Consider the following 22,464-nt stretch of genomic DNA (forward strand, 5'->3'; position numbering starts at 1 on the left):
GGGCACCGGCAGCACCGGCGGCCTGACCGCCACCAGCAACAACGGCGCCATCACCCAGGCCGGTGCGCTTACCGTCACCGGTGTTGGAAGCATCAACGCCGGCAGCGGCACGATTGCGTTGACCGATGCCAACAACGATTTCCAGGGTACGGTCGGCCTGACCGGCAATGGCATCGCCGTGACCGACCGCAGTCTGCTGCAGGTCTCCTCGATCACTGGCAACAGCAGCGGCGACATTGCGCTCACTGCGCAGACGCTCGACCTGCCTGCATCGGCGATCTCCGCCGGCACCGGCAGCCTGACGCTGACATCCACCGGCAGCGCCTTCAGCACCGGTGGCGCCCTGAGCGGCGCCAACGTCGTGCTCACTGCACGCGATGGCCTGACCCTGGCGCACACCGTCAATGCCGGCACCGCGCTGACGCTGCGCACCACCAATGCCGCAATCAACCAGACCGGCGGCCAGTTGCTGGTCGGCGGCGCCACCACCGTCAACGCAGGTTCCGGCGCCATCGCACTGGCCAATGCCAACGACTTCACTGGCGCCGTGGCGCTCACCGGCGGCGCGACACAGATCGTCGACACCAACACGCTCACCTTGGGCACGCTCAATACCGGCGCGCTCAGCGTCAGCAGCAACGGCGCGTTGAATCTGGGCACCGGCAGCACCGGCGCCCTGACCGCCACCAGCAACAACGGCGCCATCACCCAGGCCGGTGCGCTCACCGTCACCGGCGCAAGCAACGTCAACGCCGGCAGCGGCACGATTGCGTTGACCGATGCCAACAACGAGTTCCAGGGCGCGCTCGGCCTGACCGGCAACGGCATCGCCGTGACCGACCGCAGTCTGCTGCAGGTCTCCTCGATCACTGGCAACAGCAGCGGCGACATCGCGCTCACTGCGCAGACGCTCGACCTGCCTGCATCGGCAATCTCCGCCGGCACCGGCAGCCTGACGCTCACCTCCACCGGCAGCGCCTTCAGCACCGGCGGCACTCTGAGCGGCGCCAACGTCGCGCTCATTGCGCGCGACGGACTGACCCTGGCACACACCATTAGCGCCGGCAACGCGCTGACGCTGCGCACCAGCAATGCCGCAATCAACCAGACCGGCGGCCAGTTGCTGGTCGGCGGCGCCACCACCGTCAACGCAGGCTCTGGTGGCATCGCACTGGCCAATGCCAACGACTTCACTGGCGCCGTGGCGCTCACCGGCGGCGCGACACAGATCGTCGACACCAACACGCTCACCTTGGGCACGCTCAATACCGGCGCGCTCAGCGTCAGCAGCAACGGCGCGTTGAATCTTGGCACCGGCAGCACCGGCGCACTGACCGCCACCAGCAACAACGGCGCCATCACCCAGGCCGGTGCGCTCACCATCAACGGCGCAAGCAACCTCAACGCCGGCAGCGGGTCGATCGCGTTAGACAACGCCAACAACGATTTCGTCGCTGCCGTCGCCGCCACCGGCGATGGCATCGCCTTGGTCGACCGTAACGACCTGCAACTCGCCGCCGTGCAAGGCAACGGCGATGGCCCGGTATCGCTGGATGCCGGCGGTGCGCTGCTGTTGACCTCCACAGTCGACACCGGCAGCGGTGCGCTCGATGTGATCGCGCGCGGCGGCACGCTCACCGCCACCGGTGCGCTGCGTGGCGGCGACGTGCAGCTCAGCGGTGCCAACGGCATCGTGCTTGGCAATCGCATCGTTGCGTCCGGCGGTCTGGCATTACGCAGCAACAACGCGGCGATCACCCAGAGCGCGGGCACGCTGCAGGTGGCAGGCAACAGCATGGTCGATGCCGGCAGCGGCGCGATCGTGCTGGATGCCGCCGGCAACGACTTCCAGGGGCTGTTGGCGCTCAGCGGCGGTGCCACGCGGGTGCGCGATGCCAATGCGCTGACGCTGGATGCGCTGACCACCGGTGCGCTCGATGTCGCCAGCAACGGTGCGCTCAACCTGGGCTTCGGCGTGGTCAATGGCGACCTGGATGCCGCCAGCAACGGCGGTGCGGTGTCGCAGACCGCTGCCTTGACCGTTACCGGCGTCGCCCGCATCAACAGTGCCGGCGCTTCCATTGCGCTTGCCGATGCCGGCAACGATTTCCAGTCGGCAGTGAGCCTGGCCGGTGGCGACACCCGCGTGCGCGATCGCAATGGGCTGACGTTGGGCAACCTGGACGTGGGCACGCTGGATGTCGCCAGCGGTGCCGCTCTCGACCTGGGCCAGGGCCGTATCGGCGGCACCCTGGTGGCGCGTAGTGGCAGTAACGGGATCGGCAGCACCGGCAGGCTGACCGCGCAGGCGGTGGTGCGCCCGGCCGCAACCGACGCCGGCATCACCCAGCAGGGCGCGTTGACCATCGTCGGCAACAGCGTGCTCGACGCCGGCACCGGTGCCATCGTGCTCACCGATGCCGGCAACGATTTCCAGGGCAGCGTGCAGGCCAGTGGCGGCAGCATCGCCCTGGTCGATCGTAACGACCTGGCCGTGGCGGCGCAGGCGAGCGGTGCGGTCGCGCTGCAGGCTGGCGGCCAGCTCTCCACCAGCGGTGCGATCGCCGGCAACGCGGTTGCGTTGCGCAGCGGCGGCGCCCTGCAGCTGGGTCACGACATCGCCAGCGCGGGCAATCTCGGCATGCGCAGCGGCGGTGCCATCACCCAGAGCGGCGGCAGCCTGCGCGCAGCGCACCTCAGCGGCAGCGCCACCGGTGCGGCCACGCTGACCAGCGCCGGCAATGCCATCGGCACGCTCGGCGACTTCAGCGCGCAAGGCCTGGACCTGTTCAGTGCCGGCGCATTGCAGGTCAGCGGGCGCGTGGACGGCGGCACCCTGTTGCGGCTGCGCAGCGGCGATGCGTTGCTGCTGGATGGTCAGCTCAGCGCCGCGACCACCTGGCTGCAGGCGGCTGCCGGCATCCGCCAGCGCGCCGGCAGCACGATCGGCACCAACCTGCTCAGCGGCAGTGCCGGTGGCCCCGTGCTGCTGGGCGATGCCACCACCTTCATCGACAACCGCGTGGTGCGGCTGGGCGATTTCACCGCCAGCAATGGCTTCAGCCTCACCAACGCGGGCGACCTCACGCTGGTGCTGGCCAACGGCAGTCCCTACAGCGTGGACGCCGGCAACAGCGCGTTGTTGCTGTCGGTGCGGGGCGACCTGCTGCAGGAAGGCCGCGCGCCCCTGCGCGATGGCACCGGCAACTTCTCCGCCACCGGCCGCATCGGCACCCAGCAGGACCCGATCTATCTGATCGGCACCGGCGCCCAGGTGATCGGTGCGGTGGGCGCGCCACCGGCGTACTTCAACGCCACCACCGCCGAGGGCGGGCTGCTGGACCTGAGCGGCGGCTCCAGCTTCAACGTGCCGGCCTCGGCGTTTGCCGGTCGCGCGCAGAGCTCGGCCAGCCGCACCATCGCCTTCGTCGACCTGTCCGCCAGCGGGACGCCGTATCGCGCCTTCGGCCTGGTCCGTCCCGGCCTGCGTCTGCCCGACGACCAGCAACCGGCCTGCGACGCCGGCGACCCGGACGCGGTCTGCACCCCGCAATAAGCCCAGCGCCGCCGCCCACCGCGGCGGCTCCCCCGACGGAGCCTGCCATGCACGACGACACTTCCCTGCAGACCCTGCTGGCGCCGATCAGCGACGACGCCCCGGCCGGCCCGGACCTGGAGTACGACCCGGACTTTCTGCGTCTTGAGCGCGACTCGGCCGTCCGCCCCGAGCGCACCCTGGGCGAGAGCGTCATCGCCGCCGAAGAACCCGACTGGGACAAGGTGCAGGCACTCGCATTGGAACTGAGCCGGCGCAGCCGCGACCTGCGCATCGCCGGCAAGCTGGGCGCCGCCTGGCTGCGCCTGCGCGGCCTGCCGGGCTGGGCCGATACCCTGGCGCTGATCCGCGGCCTGCTGGAACAGCACTGGGACAGCGTGCATCCGCAGCTGGATGCCGACGACGACAACGACCCGACCTCGCGCATCAACGCCCTGGTCGGGCTGGGCGACCCGATGGGCCTGCTCGGCGCGCTGCGCACCACGCCGTTCGTGCAATCGCCGCGGTTGGGGCGTTTCAGCCTGCGCGACCTGCGCGTGGCCAACGGCAGCCTCAAGCTGCCCGAGGGCCAGACCGGCCCCAGCCTGGCCGAGATCGAAGCCTGCTGCCTGGACTGCACGCTGGAAACGCTGGCCGCCTCCGCCCAGGCCATCGGCGATGCGTCGGCACATGCGCGCGCCATCGATGCCTTGCTCACCGAACACGTCGGCACCGCCGCACCGGATCTACGCCCGCTGCTGACCGACCTGCGCGAGCTGGAACGTTTCGTGCTGCCGCACTGGCAGGCGCGCGATGGCAGCGCCACCCCCGCATCGGCAGACCCCGACGCTGCGCCGGCAGGCGAGGGCATCGACGGCGCAGGCAGCAGCGCCCGCACGCCCGGTGCCATTGCCGGCCCGGACGATGTGCTGCGGCGGCTGGATGAGATCTGCGCGTATTACGCGCGCTGCGAACCGTCCAGTCCGGTCCCGATGCTGCTGCGGCGTGCGCAACGCCTGGTGGGCTGCGACTTCCTGGCGTTGATGAAGGAACTGGCCCCGGCCGGTATCGACGACCTGCAACGCGTCACCGGCCCGCTGGAAAACGGCTGAAGTCGGCGAACGACACCGGGCAGGCCACCGTCAGGATGGCGGATAGCGCACGCCAGGCCGCAGCAGGCGTGCGATGCATGGCGACGCCGAGCAACGCACGCATCCGCTCGATGGCGGTCGTCGTCGCGCCATCAGCGGTCCCATCCATCCGCGCGGTCAAGCAGTCAATCGCAAAGGCGCGCCCCGCACCACCATCGACTGCCCTGCGGCGGCAGCCCAACCAGCCTGCCACCACTTCCGAACAAAACGCAGTCACACCGCGCTTTTGCAAATCCCCAATCCCGAATCTCGAATCCCGAATCCCGAATCCCGAATCACCAGCGATACAGCTGCCAATACACCTTGTTGACCTTGTCCTTCTCCGCGTCGGTATGCCCGTCGTGGTCGCGGTCGTACAGGAAGTAGGGCGCACCGCGTGCGGGCGTGACGCGCACCATTTCCAGCTGGCCGTTGACGCGGTATTCGTCGACCTTGTCGCCGTTGCCCATGGTCTTGCTGGTGACATCTGCACCGGCAGGGATACCGTCGCCGGCAGTCCCGCCGGAGGTGGTGGCACAGCCGCCGAGCAGCAGCAATGGCAGCAGCAAAAGACATGCTCTCTTCATCGTTGTCATCCGTTCTAGGTCGTCGGTGAGTATGCGCTGGGGCGGTGTGGCGCGGGTGTGCAGCGTAGAATTGCGGCATGAGCAGATTAGTCCTGATCGACGGGTCCAGTTACCTGTACCGCGCGTTCCACGCGCTTCCGCCGCTGACCAATGCCCAGGGCGAGCCCACTGGCGCCTTGTTCGGCGTGGTCAACATGCTGCGCGCCACCTTGAAGGAACGTCCCGCGTACGTCGCGTTCGTGGTGGATGCGCCGGGCAAGACCTTTCGTGATGACTTGTATGCCGACTACAAGGCCAACCGTCCCTCGATGCCCGACGATCTGCGCGCGCAGGTGCAGCCGATGTGCGACATCGTGCATGCGCTGGGCATCGACATCCTGCGCATCGACGGCGTGGAAGCGGACGATGTGATCGGCACGCTGGCGTTGCAAGGCGCCAGCGATGGGTTGAGCGTCACCATCTCCACCGGCGACAAGGACTTCGCCCAGCTGGTGCGTCCGGGCATCGAACTGGTCAACACCATGAGCGGCAGCCGCATGGATTCGGACGCGGCGGTGATCGCCAAGTTCGGCGTGCGTCCCGACCAGATCGTCGACCTGCTCGCGCTGATGGGCGATGCCATCGACAACGTGCCCGGCGTGGAAAAGTGCGGCCCCAAGACCGCCGCCAAATGGCTGGCCGAATACGACTCGCTCGACGGCGTCATCGCCAACGCCGACAAGATCAAGGGCAAGATCGGCGACAACCTGCGCGCCGCATTGCCGCGGCTGCCGCTCAACCGCGAACTGGTCACCATCAAGACCGACGTGACTCTGGCCAGCGGCCCGCGCGCGCTGGACCTGCGCGAGCCCAATGCCGAAGCGCTGGCCGTGCTGTACGCCCGCTACGGCTTCAGCCAGGCCCTGCGCGAGCTGGGCGGCGCAGCGGCCGCCGGCGCGCAGACCGAAGCCATGGCCGTGGCCCGCACCGAACCCGGCCGCGCCCGCGGCACCGGCTTCGTCTCCGGCCCGGCCAGCGCGCCGGTGGATCTGGACCCGGCGCTGGCCGCGCCCGGCCAGTACGACACCATCCTCACCCAGGAACAGCTCGACAGCTGGATCGCGCGCCTGCGCACCGCCGGCCAGTTCGCGTTCGATACCGAAACCGACAGCCTGGACCCACTCCAGGCCAACCTGATCGGCCTGAGCGTGGCCGCCGAGCCCGGCCAGGCAGCGTATCTGCCGTTCGGCCACGATTTCCCCGGCGCGCCGGCCCAGCTCGACCGTGCCCAGGCGCTGGCGCAACTGGCGCCGCTGCTCACCGACCCTGCGGTGCGCAAGCTCGGCCAGCACGGCAAGTACGACCTGCACGTGATGCGCCGCCACGGCATCGCCCTGGCCGGCTACAGCGACGACACCCTGCTGGAGAGCTTCGTGCTCAATTCCGGCAGCGCCCGCCACGACATGGACAGCCTGGCCAAGCGCTACCTGGGCTACGACACGGTCAAGTACGAAGACGTCTGCGGCAAGGGCGCCAAGCAGATCCCGTTTGCCCAGATCAGCCTGGACGACGCCACCCGCTACGCCGCCGAAGACGCCGACATCACCCTGCGCCTGCACCAGGTGCTCGGCCCCAGGCTGGCCGCCGAGCCGGGCCTGGAGCGGGTCTACCGCGACATCGAGATGCCGCTGGTGGAAGTGCTCGCCCGCATCGAGGCCAACGGCGTGTGCGTGGACGCGGCCGAACTGCGCCGCCAGAGCGCGGACCTGTCCAAGCGCATGCTCGCTGCCCAGCAGAAGGCCACCGAGCTGGCCGGGCGCAGCTTCAACCTGGATTCGCCCAAGCAGCTGCAGGCGCTGCTGTTCGACGAGCTCAAGCTCCCCGCCGTGGTCAAGACGCCCAAGGGCCAGCCCTCGACCAACGAAGAGGCGCTGGAAGCCATCGCCGACCAGCACGAGCTGCCCAGGGTGATCCTGGAGTACCGCGGCCTGACCAAGCTGCGCAGCACCTACACCGACAAGCTGCCGGAGATGATCCACCCGCAGTCCGGGCGCGTGCACACCAGCTACCACCAGGCCGGCGCGGCCACCGGGCGGCTGTCCTCGTCCGATCCCAACCTGCAGAACATCCCGATCCGCACCGAAGACGGCCGCCGCATCCGCCGCGCCTTCGTCGCCCCGCCCGGACGCAAGCTGATCGCCTGCGACTACTCGCAGATCGAGCTGCGCATCATGGCCCACCTGTCCGGCGACCCCGGCCTGGTCGGTGCGTTCGAGTCCGGTGCCGACGTGCACCGCGCCACCGCCGCCGAGGTGTTCGGCCGCACCATCGACACCGTCAGCGCTGACGAGCGTCGCGCCGCCAAGGCGATCAACTTCGGCCTGATGTACGGCATGAGCGCGTTCGGCCTGGCCCGCCAGCTCGGCATCGGCCGTGGCGAGGCGCAGGACTACATCGCGCTGTACTTCAGCCGTTACCCGGGCGTACGCGACTTCATGGAAACCACCCGCCAGCAGGCGCGCGACAAGGGCTACGTGGAAACGGTGTTCGGCCGCCGGCTGTATCTGGACTTCATCAACGCCGGCAGCCAGGGCCAGCGCGCCGGCGCCGAGCGCGCCGCCATCAACGCGCCGATGCAAGGCACCGCGGCCGACATCATCAAGCGCGCCATGGTCAGCGTGGATGGCTGGATCGCCGAGCACGCCGCACGCGCGCTGATGATCCTGCAGGTGCACGACGAACTGGTGTTCGAAGCCGAGACCGATTTCGTCGACACGCTGCTGAGCGAAGTCACCGCGCGCATGGCCTCGGCAGCGCAACTGCGCGTACCGCTGGTGGTGGATTCGGGCGTGGGCGATAACTGGGACGAGGCGCACTGACCCAGCAAATCACGCTGATATGCTGAATGCGCAGACCAGGCATAAGTTGCTAAAAAACATAATGCGACTGCCGCAGTTTTGGAGGAATGAATAACCGTTAAATTCTACATTTTTTTAACAGTTATCTTCACGATCCATCAATGTGGAAAATGGTGTTATATCCCTCGACGGGCGCAACGCCTGTCGGCAGATCTCTCCCATCCCCTGGAGCAGATCTCGGAGCGGAAACTCCTCCCCAAGTTTCCGTTCCCTGGCCCCGCCGACCTCCCCCTGGTCTGCGGGGCTTTTTTATTTCCGGCATGCAGACGAACACTATCGGAATGACGCTGCAGCACAGCATCGGCAGATGCCAGCGATCTGCTGGGCAATCACAAATTTAAATAGCGATGATTAATTCGCTCAATCAACACAGCGTTTCATTTCCCCAATTCAGTTTTAGCGATGGGAAATCTGAATGCGTGAATATGGTTGAATGACCTAACCGATCAAAGGCTCTGAGCCCAGTCCCCGCAAGGGATAATGAATTCAGCGCCTTCGGGCGTACAGGGTGGGGCAGCGCTCAGCCCAGCCAGTCGCGCGGCACCAGGTAGTCCAGCAATCGCGCCTCGGCGCTACCGGGCTCGGCGGTGTAGCCGTACTCCCAACGCACCCGCGGCGGCAGGCTCATCAGGATGCTCTCGGCGCGCCCGCCGCTCTGCAGCCCGAACAGGGTGCCACGGTCGTAGACCAGGTTGAACTCCACGTAGCGTCCGCGGCGGTACAGCTGGAACTCGCGCTCGCGTTCGCCAAAGGGTTCGTCCTTGCGGCGCTGCACGAGCGGCATGTAGGCATCCAGGAAGCCGTTACCCACCGCCTGCTGGTACGCAAAGTCGCGCTCGAAGTCCTGGCCCAGGTCATCGAAGAACAGCCCGCCGACGCCGCGGGTTTCGTTGCGGTGGCGCAGGAAGAAGTACTCGTCGCACCAGCGCTTGTGCGCGGCATAGCGCTCCTCGCCGAACGGCGCGCACAGCGTCTGTGCGGTGCGGTGCCAGTGCTGCACGTCTTCGTCCACCGGGTAGAACGGCGTCAGATCGAAGCCGCCGCCGAACCACGCGGCAACCACCTCGCCATCGCGCTCGGCGCGGAAGTAACGCACGTTCATATGCGTGGTCGGTACGTGCGGATTGTTCGGATGAAACACCAGCGAGACGCCGCAGGCGCGCCAGGTGGCGCCCGCCAGCTCGGGTCGGTGGGCGCTGGCAGAGGGCGGCAGGCGCGTACCGGACACATCCGAAAAGCCGATGCCGGCCTGCTCGAACACCGCGCCATCGCGCAGGATGCGGGTGCGCCCACCGCCGCCTTCCTCGCGCTGCCAGAGATCCTCGGAGAACCGCGCTCGCCCATCGGCGGCTTCCACAGCCGCGCAGATACGGTCCTGCAGGTCGGTCAGATAATCGCGTACACGCTCGAATTCGTTCATGGCCCAATTCTAAGCCGTGCATTGCAGCCGGTGCGCCTGCCCGAACGTGCCCGTTTGTCGCAGGGCGATGCGATGCGCGCCGGTCGGTTGTCTGCAGCGGCTTTGTGATCAGCGCTGCGTTCGCTGTGATGGGACGCGATCGATTGGCCTGTCGCTCATAGCGTACGCGCTGGTTCGAATTCGCTACGGACGGCAGGCGTACACAGTCGCCAGGCCAGTGCGGCATGCACGCAGCCGATGGCCAGTGCGCCCAGACCGGTGAGTACCAGCGCCATCTGTTGCGTGGCCTGCAGGCGTGCCTGCAGGTGCGGCCATTCCGGGCTATGCAGCACATCGGCCGGCAGCATCGCCTGCACGCCGTCGAACAGCGGCCCGATCAGCGCCAGTCCGGCAAAATTGAGCAGGCCGGTCGCGATCAGCACCGCTACAAACCCGATGCGTGCCCACTCGCGTCGTTGCAGCAGCGCCCAGCTCAGCCATGCGAACGCCACCGACACCACCACGCCGATCACCGACAAGGCCATGCCGTGGTCGATCACCCACTGCCACGAGGGCGGCAAGCTCATGCCCGGTGGCAAGGCGAACGTGGTGGCGTCGGGCATCGCCAGCAGCACCACGATCTGAAACAGGTTGGCCAGTGCGCTGACCACGCCCAGCAACAACGAGACCCATGCCAGCGGCGAGACGAAGCCGCCGCGAGACGGGTGCGCTGTGCGCAGCGCTGCGTTCATTGCAGCGACGCGATATGCGCGGCGACTGCCGCCTGCCCCGGTGGGTCCAGCGCGGGCTGCAGCTGTGCGTACCAGCTTGGCAGGGCCTCGGCCGGCAGACACTCGCGCAGCAATGGCGTGCTGCGCTCCAGGAATGCGTCCAAGAACGGCAGGCCGCGGACGTACAAGAAATGGCTGTCGGTGATCGACATGCCGGCATAGGCTTCGCGCAGCCACTCCAGATGCGGCAGGGCATGCGCGCCGTGACCGGCGCGGGTCAGCGCGGTCAGGAAGCTGGTACGCGCCGTGGCCGGCGAGGTAGAGCGCTCCTGGGCGTTGAGATCGTCGAAGGTCAGCAGCCACTGCTCGCCGCGCTCGATGTCGTTGCACATCACCGAGGTGGTGGCCAGCTGCAGGGCGTTGTGTGCGGTGGGCTCCAGCGCGTACAGCGCCAGCCAATACGGATACGCCTCGTGGTAGCGGTCCAGCGCGCTCAACGCCAGCGCGCACAGTCGCTGCGCATCCGCACCTGCCTGCAGCTGCGCCTGCGCTGCGTTGTAGGCGCCCACATGGTCGCCGCGCTGAAACGCCGTCAGCGCCGGCTGCAGTGCGGGGTCGATCTCGGCAGCTGCCTGGTCGGCATCGTCGGCAGGCGCCGTCGCGACGGTGGGTTCTGCACGCGGCGGCTTCGCCACGTCGGTCTTGCGTCCAAACAAACGGTCCCACAGGCCCATCGCGTCTACCTTTTGTGCGCCAGCAATGAGTGGAAGTCGCCGCGACGCCGGCGGCGCACCGGTCCTGCGGCAGACCGGTGCAGAGGGCCAAACGCACGACCCTTCTGCCGATCCTGGGTCAAGCTTAGAGCCCCTTGCGTAGGGAGAGGTGAGCGCAACGCAACCAGCCCGCACGCTGGCTGCGCGACGCGTTGCGCTCGGTTTGATCCGCGCAAGCGGTTGCACGCTCCGGCGATCGCCTGCGGGCGAGGCGGCGGGAGTGCGCCATCCCCACGACCGTCAAACGCGCACCCGTCGCCTCATTGGCAAACGCGCACGTGGGGCGCTGCGCCGGCACTGCGACCCTGTATGGGTATCGGTGCCGGCAACGCCCGCTTGCAACGGGCGCGGTGCGTCGATCAGCGCTGCGGCTTCACCTGCGCGTTGAACAGCTTGAGGATGCGCTTGTACTCGTCCAGCCACGCGTCGGCCCGGGTAAAACCGTGGCGCTCCAGCGGATAAGGCGCCACCTGCCAGTTGTCCTTGTGCAGCTCGATCAATTTCTGCGTCATGTCCACCGAGTCCTTGAAGAACACGTTGTCGTCGATCATGCCGTGCGCGATCAGCAGATGGTCCTGCAGCCCGTCGGCGTAGTTGATCGGCGAGGAAGTCTTGTAGGCCTGCGGGTCGAGTTCGGGGGTGTTGAGGATGTTGGAGGTGTACTCGTGGTTGTACTGCATCCAGTCGCCCACCGGCCGCAGCGCCGCGCCGGCCTTGAAGGTGCCGGGGCTGCGGAACAGCGCCATGTAGGTCATGAAGCCGCCGTACGACCCGCCGTAGATGCCGGCGCGCGCACGGTCGCCCTGCTTGGTGGCGACCAGCCAGTCCAGGCCGTCCAGATAATCCTCCAGCTCCGGATGTCCCATGTTGCGGTAGATCGCGGTGCGCCAGTCGCGGCCGTAGCCTTCGGACGCGCGGTAGTCCAGATCCAGCACGATGTAGCCCTGCTGCACCAGCAGGTTGTGGAACATCTGCTCGCGGAAATACGGTGTGTAGCGCTGCGACACGTTCTGCAGGTAGCCGGCCCCATGCACGAACATCACGATCGGATACTGCTTGCCCGGCTCGGGAGTCTGCGGACCGTAATACTTGCCCCAGACGGTGCCGGCGCCGTGCTTGGACGGCACCTGCACGTACTGCGGTGCGATCCACGTCTGCGCCTTGAAGGCCGGCGTGCGCGTGTCGGTGAGCACCGTGGCCTGGCCGCCCGCCGCCGGCACCACCGCCAGCTGCGGCGGCAGATAGGCGCCGGAGTAACGCACCAGCAACTGCTGCCCGTTCGGCGACAGGCTGAAGCCTTCCACACCGTTCAAGGCCGTCACTTCGGTGAGCTGGTCGGTGCGCAGGTCCAGCTTGCAGACCTCGTAATCGCCCGGCCATTTCTGGTTGCACAGGAAATACATGCCGCTGCCATCGGCGCTGGGCACCGGCATCGACACTTCCCACTTGCCGCGGGTGCGCTGGCGCGGTTTGCCGTTGCCTTCCACGGTGTACAGCTGCGAATAGCCGGATTCTTCCGACAGCAGCCACAGCGTGCGGTTGTCGGGCAACCAGCCGAAATCGTTGAAGTCCCAGTTGATCCAGGCGCTGTCGCTCAGTCGATGCCGCGGCTGCAGCTTTGCGTTTTCCAGATCCACGCTGGCGATCCAGCGGTCCTTGTTGTCCACCGCACGGATTTCCACTGCCACGTTGCGGCCATCGTCGCTCCAGTGCACCGCCGGGCCGCTGCCGTCGCCATCGCTTTCCACGCGCACGGCGCGGTTGCCCTTGAGCGCATCGCGCTTGGCGGCCTTGCGCAGTGCGGCCAGCGGGTCGGTGGCGATCCCGGGCAGCGCGTCGAAGGACAGCTGGCGCGCGCTGCCTGCGGCCACATCGACCAGCCACAGCGTATGCGCGACTGGCATGTTGCGGCCGACGCGGGTACGGGTTTCCTGGAATTCCTCGTAACCGGATTCGGTCACGTACTTGGGCATCTTGCCGGCCTGGCCTTCGTCGGCAGCCTTGGCCTGGGTCACCACCAGCAGGTGGCGGCCGTCCGGCGACAACGCGCTGTCGACGATCTCCACCTCATCGCCCAGATACACCGGCGCTGTCGCGCGCGTGGCATCGGCGCGGCGCCAGGCATCTTCCTGGGCGCGCAGCGCATCGCGCTGTTCGCGATCGCGACGTAGCGTGGCCAATGTGGCCAGCTGCTGCTCGCGCAACACATCGGCCTTGGGCGCGGCGTTGGGATCGCGCTCGGCCTTGACCACCGCAACCTGCGCGGTGCCGCCATCGGCCCGCCAGTGGTACCAGTTGTTGCCCGCGCGCCAGATCGCACCGCCATCGCTGGCGAATTGCGGACGCGACTCGACCTCGTTGCTGCGGGTCAGCTGGGTCAGCGCGCCCGAGCGCAGGTCGCGCAGGAAAATGTCGCCATTGCGTGCGAACAGCATGCGCCGGCGCGTGGCGTCGTAGCTGGGATTGGCCGCATCCAGGCCGGCGCGTGCCGTGTCGGCCACGCGGTCTGCCGCCGCGCCGTCGATGCCCTGGCGATAGGTATCGCGCACCGGGCTGCCATCGCGCTTGAGCAGGTACTGCACCTGTTTGCCATCCCATTGCCACCACGCCTGATCGACCGACGGCCCGATCCAGTCCGGATCGGCCATCACCTGTTCGATGGTGAGCGGTGTGGCGGATTGCGCATGCGCGGTGACAGCCAGCAACAACAAGGACAGCGGCAACAATCTGGGCATCGGTAACAACTGGACGCAACGAGGAGCGGACAAGCCTAGCAGCTCACTTCCGTCGGGGGCTTGGGCCACAGGTCATGCGCGCGGTGGGACGCGTGCGTCGTCGAACAGGCAAGGCATGGGCGAGTGGCGGACGCGACCATAAGCGGTTGCGCGCAGGTTGGTCCGCGGGGGCATGCACGCGCTTTGTGGCCAATGCAATCCAGCTGCGATGCGCTCCTGCAATGCGGTGGAATGTGCTTCGCGCACGCGCCTGGCCGAGGTTCTGGACCGCCGCAGCCGTGGCGCGGCCGGAAACCTCCCGACTTGCCAGCAGGGCAGGTGGCGGCCAAGCTAGCGCGCTTTTGCGATTGTCGATGCACATGTCCAGCCTGCCTGCCTTCGTTGTGTCCCATCCCATGGCTGTCGGTGCGCCTGGCCGGCCGTTGGCGTGGCGCGCAGGGCGGTCGGTCGATCTGGCGACCTTCGTCGCACATGTGCATGGCCTGGCGCAGCAGCTGCCGGAGGGCCGCCATGCGGTCAATCTGTGCGAAGACCGCTATCGGTTCATGGTGGCGTTCTATGCCTGCGCGCTGCGCGGGCAGGTATCGCTGCTGCCGTCCTCGCGCGCGCCGGCGGTGGTGGGCGAGGTGCAGGCCCGTCACGCCGATGCCTATTGCCTGGGCGATCTGGCGTTGGAGCTGGCGCCGCCGCGCTACTGGCAATTGCCGGACGCGTTGCCGCAGGCGGACGGCCCGATTCCGCAGCTGGCCGACGATGCGCTGGTGGCGATCGGCTTCACCTCCGGCAGTACCGGCAGCCCGCAACCCAATCCCAAGACCTGGGGCAGTTTTCTGACCAGCACGCGGCAGGATCTGGTTGCGCTGCAAAGCCTGTGGGCGCACACCGACGCGGTGCCGCACGTGGTGGCCACGGTGCCGCCGCAGCACATGTACGGCATGGAGTTGTCGGTGCTGCTGCCGATGGTGACCGAGCTGGCGGTGCATGCGGGCCGCCCGTTCTTCCCGGACGATGTGGCGCGCGCGCTGGCCGATATTCCTGCCCCGCGCGTGCTGGTGACCACGCCCGTGCATCTGCGTGCGCTGGTCGAATCCGGGGTGGTGTTGCCGCCGTTGGCCGGTATCGTCTCGGCCACTGCGCCGTTGGCGCAGGAGATTGCCGCCGCCGCCGAAGCGCGTTTTGGCGGCGAAGTCCGCGAGATGTTCGGCTCCACCGAAACCTGCGTGTTCGCCGTGCGCCGCACCGCGCTGGACGCCGCATGGACCCCGCTGCCCGGCGTGCGTCTCCAGACCCAGGCCACCGGCACCCTGGTGCATGCGCCGCACCTGACCACGCCGGTGTTGCTGGCCGACATGATGGACGTGGCCGACGACGGCACCTTCCAGGTACGCGGACGCCAGGCCGATTCGCTGGAAATCGCCGGCAAACGCGCATCGCTGGCCGACCTCACCCGCCGTCTGCTCGCCATCCCCGGCGTGATCGACGGCATCATCGTGCAGCTGGCGCCGGATGCCGGTCAGTCGGTGGGGCGCATTGCCGCGCTGGTGGTCGCCCCGACCCTGGACGAAGCGCAGATCCTGGCCGCATTGCGCGTCGGCGTCGACCCGGTGTTTCTGCCGCGCCGCCTGCGCAAGCTCGCCGTCCTGCCACGCAACGAGACCGGCAAGCTGCCGCGCGATGTGGTGCTGGAGTTGCTCAAGGGCTGAGTGAGTTTGGGTGGCGCCGGCTGCCTGTCGATGACAGCGGCTGGGTGAGCGGATTGCTCAGTGCTCCCGCGCCGGATGCGCACAAAGGTAGGCAGAGAAGCGCGTCAGCAGGTGCGTTTTGTGCATCGCCGCCAGGGTCGCATTCGCTTGGCAGGCCAATCCATTCTGATCCGCACAACGCGCATCGGCTGTGTTGGCCGCATTCAAGCGCGTGCGATCGAGCTGCGTCAGCTGCGCCTGAAACTCCTCCTGCGCAAAGTCCAGATCACCTGGCGTGATCGATCTGATCCGTCGGGCTGGGCAGCGCCGATCGGCCTGATCTGCCAGCGCTTCGAACGCCGCTTTCCCTTGGTATTCCTGCGTTGCGGCAGGGGCTGCGGCCGCCAGGAGGATTGCCAGAACAAGCATGCTGTCTCCGTGGGAGTGTCGTCTGCTCGACTGAGCGCACGATCTCACCGAAGTCGACGCTCTGCCAGCGCCTGCGCGCTGCACGCTCAGTAGCCAGATGGGTAACCGCCCTGGTCGCGATGACGGCGGTACCGGCGTACTGCATCCTGCACGCGGTCTTCAGCGCGTAGCCGGCGGCCACGGTCTGCGGCACACCGGCATGCACGGCATCACTCAGCCGTGCACCCCATCGATCTCCACCGCCAGCTCGTCGCGGCAGATCACCGCGTGCAGCAGCAGGCGCGGCACCGCATCGCCGAAGCGGGCGTCGAGCGCCTGCGCGACCTTGGGCAGGTCGTCCTGCTCGCGGACATACACCTTCAGGCGGGTGCCGGCGCCGAACTGCGCCGGCAGCGCCGGTGCGTGCGTGCGTGCAGCGCCGAGCAAGGCATCGAAGTTGGCGAAGGTCTCTTCCAGCTGCGCCAGCAACTGGCCGGTGTGCATCGAGGCATGGCCCACCACCGCGGCGGTGCCCGATAGCAGCAGCGGCATGTCGCTGCCGGCCGGCGGCAACATGGCGCGCGCAAAACTCGGCGGCTGCGGGCCGTATTGGCGCGGGTAGTTGTAGGCGCTGACCTGGCGGGGGTTTTCCAGCGGGGTGCCGGCATCTGCGGCCGCCAGCCAGTAGATCTGGATGATGCGCTCGGCATCGCAGCGACCCACCGCCGTGGCGGCCGGCAATTGCGCGACGTCGAAGGCACCCAGGCCGCGCGCACGGCCCACGCAGAACTGCCGGTAGCGCTCACGGTCGCCGCTGCCCAGGGTGATGGCGTCCAGGTAGTTCCAGATACGCAGCAGGCGCGGAGTCTGGCTGCGGGTGACGAAGGCGGTGATTTCCGCATAGGCCTTGGCGGCGGCGTCTTCGATATCGACATCCTGCTCGTCGATTTCGATCACACCGAACTGCAGGCGGCCGTCGCTGGACCAGGCGATGTTGCCGTCGCGGCCGCTGCGCACCGGCGCGTCGGTCCGCCACACCTCCAGCACCTCGGCCTGATACGGCTGCAGCGGCACGCGCAGGTAGCGCGGGTCGTCCAGGCGCGGCGCCGCAGTGCCGAAGCCGAACACGGCCAGCACCTGCGGGTCGGCCAGCAATGCGGACGGTTCGGTCTGGTCGACATAGTCGACCTGCAGGCGGGGATGGCGCACGGTGTGCGTGGTCTGGGCCTGGGAAGCGGTCATTGCGTATCTCGTTGTTGCGTGTCGCGTTGCAAGGTGTCGCCGTCGAAGCCGAGCGTGGCCTGACGTCGGCGTTGGCGCCAGGACTGCCAGGCGCGCGGCATCATCGACAAGGTGGTCAGTGCATAGATGGCGCGGAACGCGCGCAGACGCAGGCGCACCCTGGGGCTGTCGAACACGTCGCCGGCCAGCATCGCCACCACCGCTTCCTCGATCTGCCAGGTGTTCTGCGGTTGTGCGAACAGGGCGCGCATGGTCGGCGAGGTGAAGCGATAGATGAACCACTTGAACTCGTCCACGCCGCGCTTGAGCTCGCGCTGCAAGGCGCGCTGCAGTTTCGCCTCGTGCTGCGGCATGCGCAGGGCCTGGTCCACCATCGCCGCGCCGCGCTCGGCGCTGTGCATGGCCAGGAACACGCCCGACGAAAACATCGGGTCGACGAAGGTGTAGGCATCGCCCAGCATCAACCAGCGCGGGCCGGACATGCGCGTGCATTCGTAGGCGTAATTGCCGGTGGCATGCACCGGCGCCACGCGTTCGGCGCCGAGCATGCGTGCGCTGAGCTCGGTGTTGAGCGCGAGCGTGCGCATGAAGAAGCCCTCGCTGTCGCCTTTGCGGGTCTTCATGTATTCCGGGTAGCAGACCGCGCCCACGCTCATGATGTCGTCCGGCAACGGAATCAGCCACATCCAGCCATGCGCGTGGCGGTAGATGCTGATGTTGCCGGCATCCTCGCCCGGTCGCCGCGTCACGCCGCGGAAGTGGCTGAACAGCGCGGCCGATTGATGCTTGGCATTGGCGCGCTTGAGCTTGAAGCGGTTGCCCAGGAAGGTGTCGCGGCCGCTGGCATCGAGCAGATAGCGCGGGCGGAACTGCTGCACGCCCGCCATGCCACGCGCCTGCAGCACCGGCTGCTGCCCGTCGAACTCCACTGTTTCGACCTTGACCTGATCGCGCGCATCCACGCCCACCGCGCGCGCGCGCTCGAACAGCACCTGGTCGAACTGCGCACGCGGCACCTGGAAGGCGAAATCGGCCTTGGCCTCCAGCGCATGCGAGAAGCGGAAGGTGTTGTAGCCGCCGCTGTCGTTGGGAAAGTCCGCGCCGCGCTTGAGTACGCCGATGCCGCGCACGTCTTCCAGCACGCCCAGGCGTTCGAGAATCGGCATGTTCATCGGCAGCAGCGACTCGCCGATATGGAAGCGTGGATGCTGCGCCTTCTCCAGCAAGGTCACCTGCCAGCCCTGCTGGGCCAGGACGATGGCCGCCGCGCAGCCGGCCGGGCCGCCGCCGATGATCAGGACATCCGGGCACTCGGGTCCGGGAGCCGGCCCGGCTGCCGGCTTGGCGGTCGGGGTAGGGCCAACAGCGGTGGAAGTCATCCTGGAACGAACCTGCAGCGGGCGAGCGTCATGCAGTCATGATAGCCTGACCGGCGGCCCGGACAGGTATGCCGGCCGCCGAATTGCCGTTGCAGAACGATCGCCACCCTCGACACTGCGGCCGCAAGGCCGGCGTAGCGAGTGCTCGGAATCGGCCGGCACGGCAACGTACACTGTCCGTGCCCCGCAGCATCGCCGATGCCGACCTGATGGTTGTCTGCGCCGCTGTGGTGGTTGTTCTGAAATCTCGCTGCGAATCTGTCGCCCGACCCTCACCTGGAAGCTCTCTGGATGTCCTCGCAAACCGCTGCCGAACGTGAACTGGCCGAACTCCTGGTCGAAAGTCTGAACCTGGAAGACGTCCAGCCCGCCGACATCGACCCGGAGGCGCCCCTGTTCAATACCGGGTTGGGACTGGATTCGATCGACGCGCTGGAACTGGCGCTGGCGATCAGCAAGCGCTATGGCTTCCAGCTGCGCTCGGACAATGACGAGAACCGTCGCATCTTCGCGTCGCTGCGCGCATTGTCGGCGCATGTCGAAGCCAACAAGACCGTCTGAGGTTCCAACCGCCGCGCCCGGCGACGCGCCCCCGTGGGTGCTGGGGCTGGCTGTCTTGCTGGCGGTGGCGTATTCGCCGCTGGCGCATTGGGCCAACGCCAGCCATCGCCCGGAGCTTGCCGTCATCGCCGGTGCCTTGCTGGTGCTGACGGTGCTGATCGAACCGATGGCCGCGCGCCGGGCCTGGGCCTGGGCGCTGGCCGCGCTGACCTTGCTGGGCCTGGGCGCGTTGTGGCACTCGCCGTACGCGATGCTGGTACTGGCTGCGCCGCCGGTGGTGTTCACCGGCTGGGTCGCCTGGTTCTTCGGCCGCAGCCTGCGCCGTGGGCGCACGCCGTTGATCACGCGCATTGTCGAAGGGCTGTATCGCCAAGCCGGCATGCCGATCACGACCGAGCAATACCGCTACACGCGCTGCCTCACCCTGGCCTGGGCGCTGCTGCTGTGCGGGTTGACCCTGCTCAACCTGGTGCTTGGCCTGTGCGCCGAGCCCAGCGGGGTGCTGGCGCAACTGGGCTACGCCTCGCCGCTGCCGATCAGCGATGAACGCGCCTCGTTGTTCGCCAATTTGCTGGTGTACGGCGTGGTTGGCGGGTTCTTTGTTGGGGAATACCTATTGCGCGGGCGCTGGTTTCCGCAGCGTCCCTATCGTAATCTGCCAGACTTCTTGCGCCAGATGGCGCGGCTCGGGCCGGACTTCTGGCGCGATCTGCTGCGCTGAGTGCGTGGCCAGGGCAGCGACGTACGTGCACAGTTTCGGGGACAAGACAAAAATGCCGTTGGCAAGGATGCCGTCGCGCCTGGCGTGGGGTGTGTTCAATCTGCTGCAATTGGCGTTCACGCTGACGTTTACCGCCGGCGGGATCGTGTATGCGCTGGCGTTGCTGGCGATCACCCGCGACGCCGATCGCCTGTTGCGCATGGGCAGCTGGATGTGGGCGCCGGTGCTGTTTCGCGGTGCGGGCGCCAGGGTGATCGTGGAAGGGCGCGAGCGTGTCGACTGGTCCAGGAACTATCTGTTCGTCAGCAACCACCAGTCCATCATCGATATCTGCGCCCTGTTCCACGCCCTGCCGGTGCCGCTGCGCTTCCTGCTCAAGGAAGAAATGCTCAAGGTGCCGTTCGTGAACTGGTATGCGCGCGCCACCGGCATGCTGTTCCTGGACCGCGACAGCCGTCGCGCCGGTGCGCTGGTGCGCCGTCAGGCGGCCGCGCTGTTGCGCGAGGGCAAACAGTTGTGTCTGTTTCCCGAAGGCACCCGCAGCCGCAGCGGCGCATTATTGCCATTCAAGGCCGGGCTACTGCAGGCCGCTATCGATGCTGGCGTCCAGGTTGTCCCGGTGGCGCTGGACGGCTGCGGCAAGGTGCTGCCCGTGGATGGCGTGTTCAGGGTGCGTCCCGGCATCATCCGCGTACGCATCGGCGAGCCGATCGCGGTCACCGGGCCGGATGCGCCGGATCGCCAACAATTGACCGAGCAGGCACACAAGGCCGTGGCTGCAATGCTTCAACCCAGGATCTGAGTTCCGCGCTTATGGATTTCGTCGTGCCGCATGATCATCCCTGCCTGCCCGGGCACTTTCCGGGTCGCCCCGTGGTGCCTGGCGTGGTCGTGCTCGACCATGTGCTGCAGGCCGTGGAAGCGCTGCATGGCCCGCGCGCCGCGGCACGGCTGCCGCAGGTGAAGTTCGTGCAGCCGTTGCTGCCCGGCCAGACCGCGTCGGTCGTGCTGGAAGGTGAGGGTCCGCGCTGGCGCTTCCGCGTGCAGCGTGCCGGCCAGATGCTGGTCAGCGGCGAACTGGTGGCGGAGGCGGCGCAATGAGCAGTCAGTGGAAGCAACGCCCGGAAGGCGGCGGACGTTTCGCGCTGTGGCTGATCCGCGGCATCGCCCAGCACGCCGGACGCGCGGTGGGACGCGCGCTGTTGTACCCGATCACGCTGTACTTCCTGCTGGTGCGTGCGCCCGAGCGTAGCGCCTCGCGTGCCTATCTGACGCGCGTGCTGGATCGCCCGGCCACGCTGCGCGATGTGGCGCGGCATATCCACACCTTCGCCTCGACGATCCTGGACCGCGTCTACATGCTGTGCGGGCAGATGCAGCGCTTCCGCGTCGACATCACCGGGCTGGATCAGCTGCATACGCAGATGGACCGTGGTCGCGGCGTGCTGATCTTCGGCTCGCACCTGGGCAGTTTCGATGCGCTGCGCGTGCTGGCCACCGAGCGCCCGGACGTGCAGGTCAAGGTGGTGCTGGACAAGGCCCACAACCGCGCGATGACCGACCTGCTGGGCGCACTGAACCCGCAGCTGGCCGCCAACATCATCGATGCCGGCATGGACGCGACCTCGATCGTCATGGCGATCAAGGACGCCACCGATGCCGGCGCGCTGGTGGCGCTGCTGATCGATCGCCCGCGCGAAGGCGACCCGGCGTTGCCGGCGATGTTCCTCGGCCGCAACGCGATGTTCCCGACCTCGCCGTGGCTGATCGCCGCTGCGCTCAAGGTGCCGGTGGTGCTGGCGTTCGGCCTGTATCGCGGCGGCAACCATTACGAGCTGGCGTTCGAGACCTTCAGCGAAGGGCTGGACGTGCCGCGCAGGCAACGTGCGCCGGTGCTTGCCGTGCTCATGCGCGATTACGCCGCCAGGCTGGAACATTACACACGCTACGCGCCGTACAACTGGTTCAACTTCTACGATTTCTGGAACACTCACCATGCCGATGCGCCGCACCCTGCCGTGGATGCTGATACTGCTGTTCAGCGCCGCACCGCTATGCGCCGCACCGCCTGAGACGCTGGACGTCGGCCAGGTGCTGCAGCGCCTGGCCCGACCGGCCCCGGTCAGTACCGAGTTCGTCGAGCTGCGTGGTTCTGCGCTGCTGAAAACGCCGTTGCGCGTGCAGGGCCATTACCGTCGCCCGGATGCGCAGACGCTGGTGCGCGAGGTCAGTGCGCCGTATCGCGAAACCACCACCTTGCGAGGCGACGAAGGCGTGCTCGAACGCGAGGGCAAACCGCCGCGCAAGTTCGCGTTGAGCCGCGTGCCCGAGCTGGCCGGTCTGAAGTCCGGCTTCGGTGCGCTGCTGTCGGGAGATCGCGCGTTGCTGGAGCAGCAGTATCGCCTTGGCGGGCAAGGCACGCCGCAGGCCTGGCAACTGACCCTGCAGCCAAAGGACGCCACAGTGGCCAAACAGGTGCGCGAGCTGCGTCTGTACGGCAGCAATGACGAGCTGCGCTGCATCGAAAGCGTTCCGGCCAAGGGCGATGTGCAACGCACGCTGCTGGCCGCCGCTGCACGTGCGGCGGCCGGCGTCAACGATGCCGCAGCGCTGACGACGCTCTGCCACGGTTCGGGCGCATGACCACGCACGGGCAGATCCCGTCGGCCGTGGTCAAAAATGCC

The 22,464-nt window shown here is 67.7% G+C and carries 19 protein-coding genes; 10 read left to right on the top strand and 9 right to left on the bottom strand.

What is annotated here, in order from left to right; all coding sequences use genetic code 11:
- Positions 1-3,556, top strand: a 3,556-nt coding sequence (locus Y887_RS20620; RefSeq protein WP_046962394.1) for a beta strand repeat-containing protein, incomplete at its 5' end; no start/stop codon positions are given.
- Positions 3,557-3,603: 47 nt separating this feature from the next.
- Positions 3,604-4,647: a type VI secretion system protein TssA gene (gene tssA, locus Y887_RS00010; protein ID WP_046962395.1), complete on the top strand. Its 1,044-nt coding sequence runs from the start codon at positions 3,604-3,606 to the stop codon at positions 4,645-4,647.
- Here the strand turns inward: tssA and Y887_RS00015 are convergent.
- The gene (locus Y887_RS00015; RefSeq protein ID WP_046962396.1) at positions 4,622-4,918 is read right to left on the bottom strand and encodes a hypothetical protein; all 297 of its coding nucleotides are present in this window, start codon (positions 4,916-4,918) and stop codon (positions 4,622-4,624) included. The genes tssA and Y887_RS00015 overlap by 26 nt on opposite strands.
- A gap of 43 nt (positions 4,919-4,961) precedes the next feature.
- On the bottom strand, positions 4,962-5,252 hold the full coding sequence (locus Y887_RS00020; RefSeq protein ID WP_046962397.1) for a DUF2782 domain-containing protein: 291 nt from the start codon (positions 5,250-5,252) through the stop codon (positions 4,962-4,964).
- A gap of 77 nt (positions 5,253-5,329) precedes the next feature.
- Between Y887_RS00020 and polA the strand changes: the two genes are divergently transcribed.
- The gene (gene polA, locus Y887_RS00025; protein WP_046962398.1) at positions 5,330-8,110 is read left to right on the top strand and encodes a DNA polymerase I; all 2,781 of its coding nucleotides are present in this window, start codon (positions 5,330-5,332) and stop codon (positions 8,108-8,110) included.
- A gap of 559 nt (positions 8,111-8,669) precedes the next feature.
- On the opposite strand, the gene hemF is transcribed toward polA, so the two are convergent.
- From hemF to Y887_RS00045, 4 genes are all read right to left on the bottom strand, one after another.
- Positions 8,670-9,569, bottom strand: a complete 900-nt coding sequence (gene hemF, locus Y887_RS00030; protein WP_046962399.1) for an oxygen-dependent coproporphyrinogen oxidase — start codon at positions 9,567-9,569, stop codon at positions 8,670-8,672.
- 155 nt (positions 9,570-9,724) lie between these two features.
- A complete protein-coding gene (locus Y887_RS00035) occupies positions 9,725-10,300 on the bottom strand; it encodes a hypothetical protein (protein ID WP_046962400.1) in 576 nt (191 codons plus the stop codon).
- Complete coding sequence (locus Y887_RS00040; RefSeq protein ID WP_046962401.1) at positions 10,297-11,013, bottom strand: SH3 domain-containing protein; 717 nt, start codon at positions 11,011-11,013, stop codon at positions 10,297-10,299. Before Y887_RS00040 ends, Y887_RS00035 begins: the two co-directional genes overlap by 4 nt.
- A 398-nt stretch (positions 11,014-11,411) precedes the next feature.
- Positions 11,412-13,778 (bottom strand): S9 family peptidase, encoded by a 2,367-nt coding sequence (locus tag Y887_RS00045; protein ID WP_046962402.1) that lies wholly within the window; start codon positions 13,776-13,778, stop codon positions 11,412-11,414.
- Positions 13,779-14,146: 368 nt separating this feature from the next.
- Between Y887_RS00045 and Y887_RS00050 the strand changes: the two genes are divergently transcribed.
- Positions 14,147-15,490, top strand: coding sequence for an AMP-binding protein (locus Y887_RS00050; RefSeq protein WP_046962403.1), 1,344 nt, complete (start codon positions 14,147-14,149; stop codon positions 15,488-15,490).
- Between the two features lie 57 nt (positions 15,491-15,547).
- On the opposite strand, the gene Y887_RS00055 is transcribed toward Y887_RS00050, so the two are convergent.
- The 3 genes from Y887_RS00055 to Y887_RS00065 form a co-directional block, all read right to left on the bottom strand.
- Positions 15,548-15,898 (bottom strand): hypothetical protein, encoded by a 351-nt coding sequence (locus tag Y887_RS00055; RefSeq protein WP_046962404.1) that lies wholly within the window; start codon positions 15,896-15,898, stop codon positions 15,548-15,550.
- Between the two features lie 213 nt (positions 15,899-16,111).
- Positions 16,112-17,119, bottom strand: a complete 1,008-nt coding sequence (locus tag Y887_RS00060) for a chorismate transformation FkbO/Hyg5 family protein (RefSeq protein ID WP_046962405.1) — start codon at positions 17,117-17,119, stop codon at positions 16,112-16,114.
- On the bottom strand, positions 17,116-18,498 hold the full coding sequence (locus Y887_RS00065; protein ID WP_046962406.1) for an NAD(P)/FAD-dependent oxidoreductase: 1,383 nt from the start codon (positions 18,496-18,498) through the stop codon (positions 17,116-17,118). The genes Y887_RS00060 and Y887_RS00065 overlap by 4 nt, the downstream gene beginning before the upstream one ends.
- A gap of 291 nt (positions 18,499-18,789) precedes the next feature.
- Between Y887_RS00065 and xanC the strand changes: the two genes are divergently transcribed.
- The 6 genes from xanC to Y887_RS00095 are packed head-to-tail and all read left to right on the top strand — an operon-like array spanning position 18,790 to position 22,423.
- Entirely contained in the window at positions 18,790-19,059 is a 270-nt protein-coding gene (xanC, locus tag Y887_RS00070) for a xanthomonadin biosynthesis acyl carrier protein XanC (protein ID WP_011260626.1), read from the top strand.
- Positions 19,060-19,096: 37 nt separating this feature from the next.
- Complete coding sequence (locus Y887_RS00075) at positions 19,097-19,780, top strand: COG4648 family protein (RefSeq protein WP_084725878.1); 684 nt, start codon at positions 19,097-19,099, stop codon at positions 19,778-19,780.
- A gap of 52 nt (positions 19,781-19,832) precedes the next feature.
- Entirely contained in the window at positions 19,833-20,582 is a 750-nt protein-coding gene (locus tag Y887_RS00080) for a lysophospholipid acyltransferase family protein (protein WP_046962408.1), read from the top strand.
- 11 nt (positions 20,583-20,593) lie between these two features.
- Positions 20,594-20,881, top strand: coding sequence for an ApeI family dehydratase (locus Y887_RS00085; protein ID WP_046962409.1), 288 nt, complete (start codon positions 20,594-20,596; stop codon positions 20,879-20,881).
- Positions 20,878-21,852: a lysophospholipid acyltransferase family protein gene (locus Y887_RS00090; RefSeq protein ID WP_046962410.1), complete on the top strand. Its 975-nt coding sequence runs from the start codon at positions 20,878-20,880 to the stop codon at positions 21,850-21,852. The genes Y887_RS00085 and Y887_RS00090 overlap by 4 nt, the downstream gene beginning before the upstream one ends.
- Entirely contained in the window at positions 21,776-22,423 is a 648-nt protein-coding gene (locus Y887_RS00095) for a LolA-related protein (RefSeq protein WP_046962426.1), read from the top strand. Before Y887_RS00090 ends, Y887_RS00095 begins: the two co-directional genes overlap by 77 nt.
- The last annotated feature ends 41 nt before the right edge of the window (positions 22,424-22,464 follow it).

It is taken from the genome of Xanthomonas pisi DSM 18956, assembly GCF_001010415.1.
GTDB lineage: Bacteria > Pseudomonadota > Gammaproteobacteria > Xanthomonadales > Xanthomonadaceae > Xanthomonas > Xanthomonas pisi.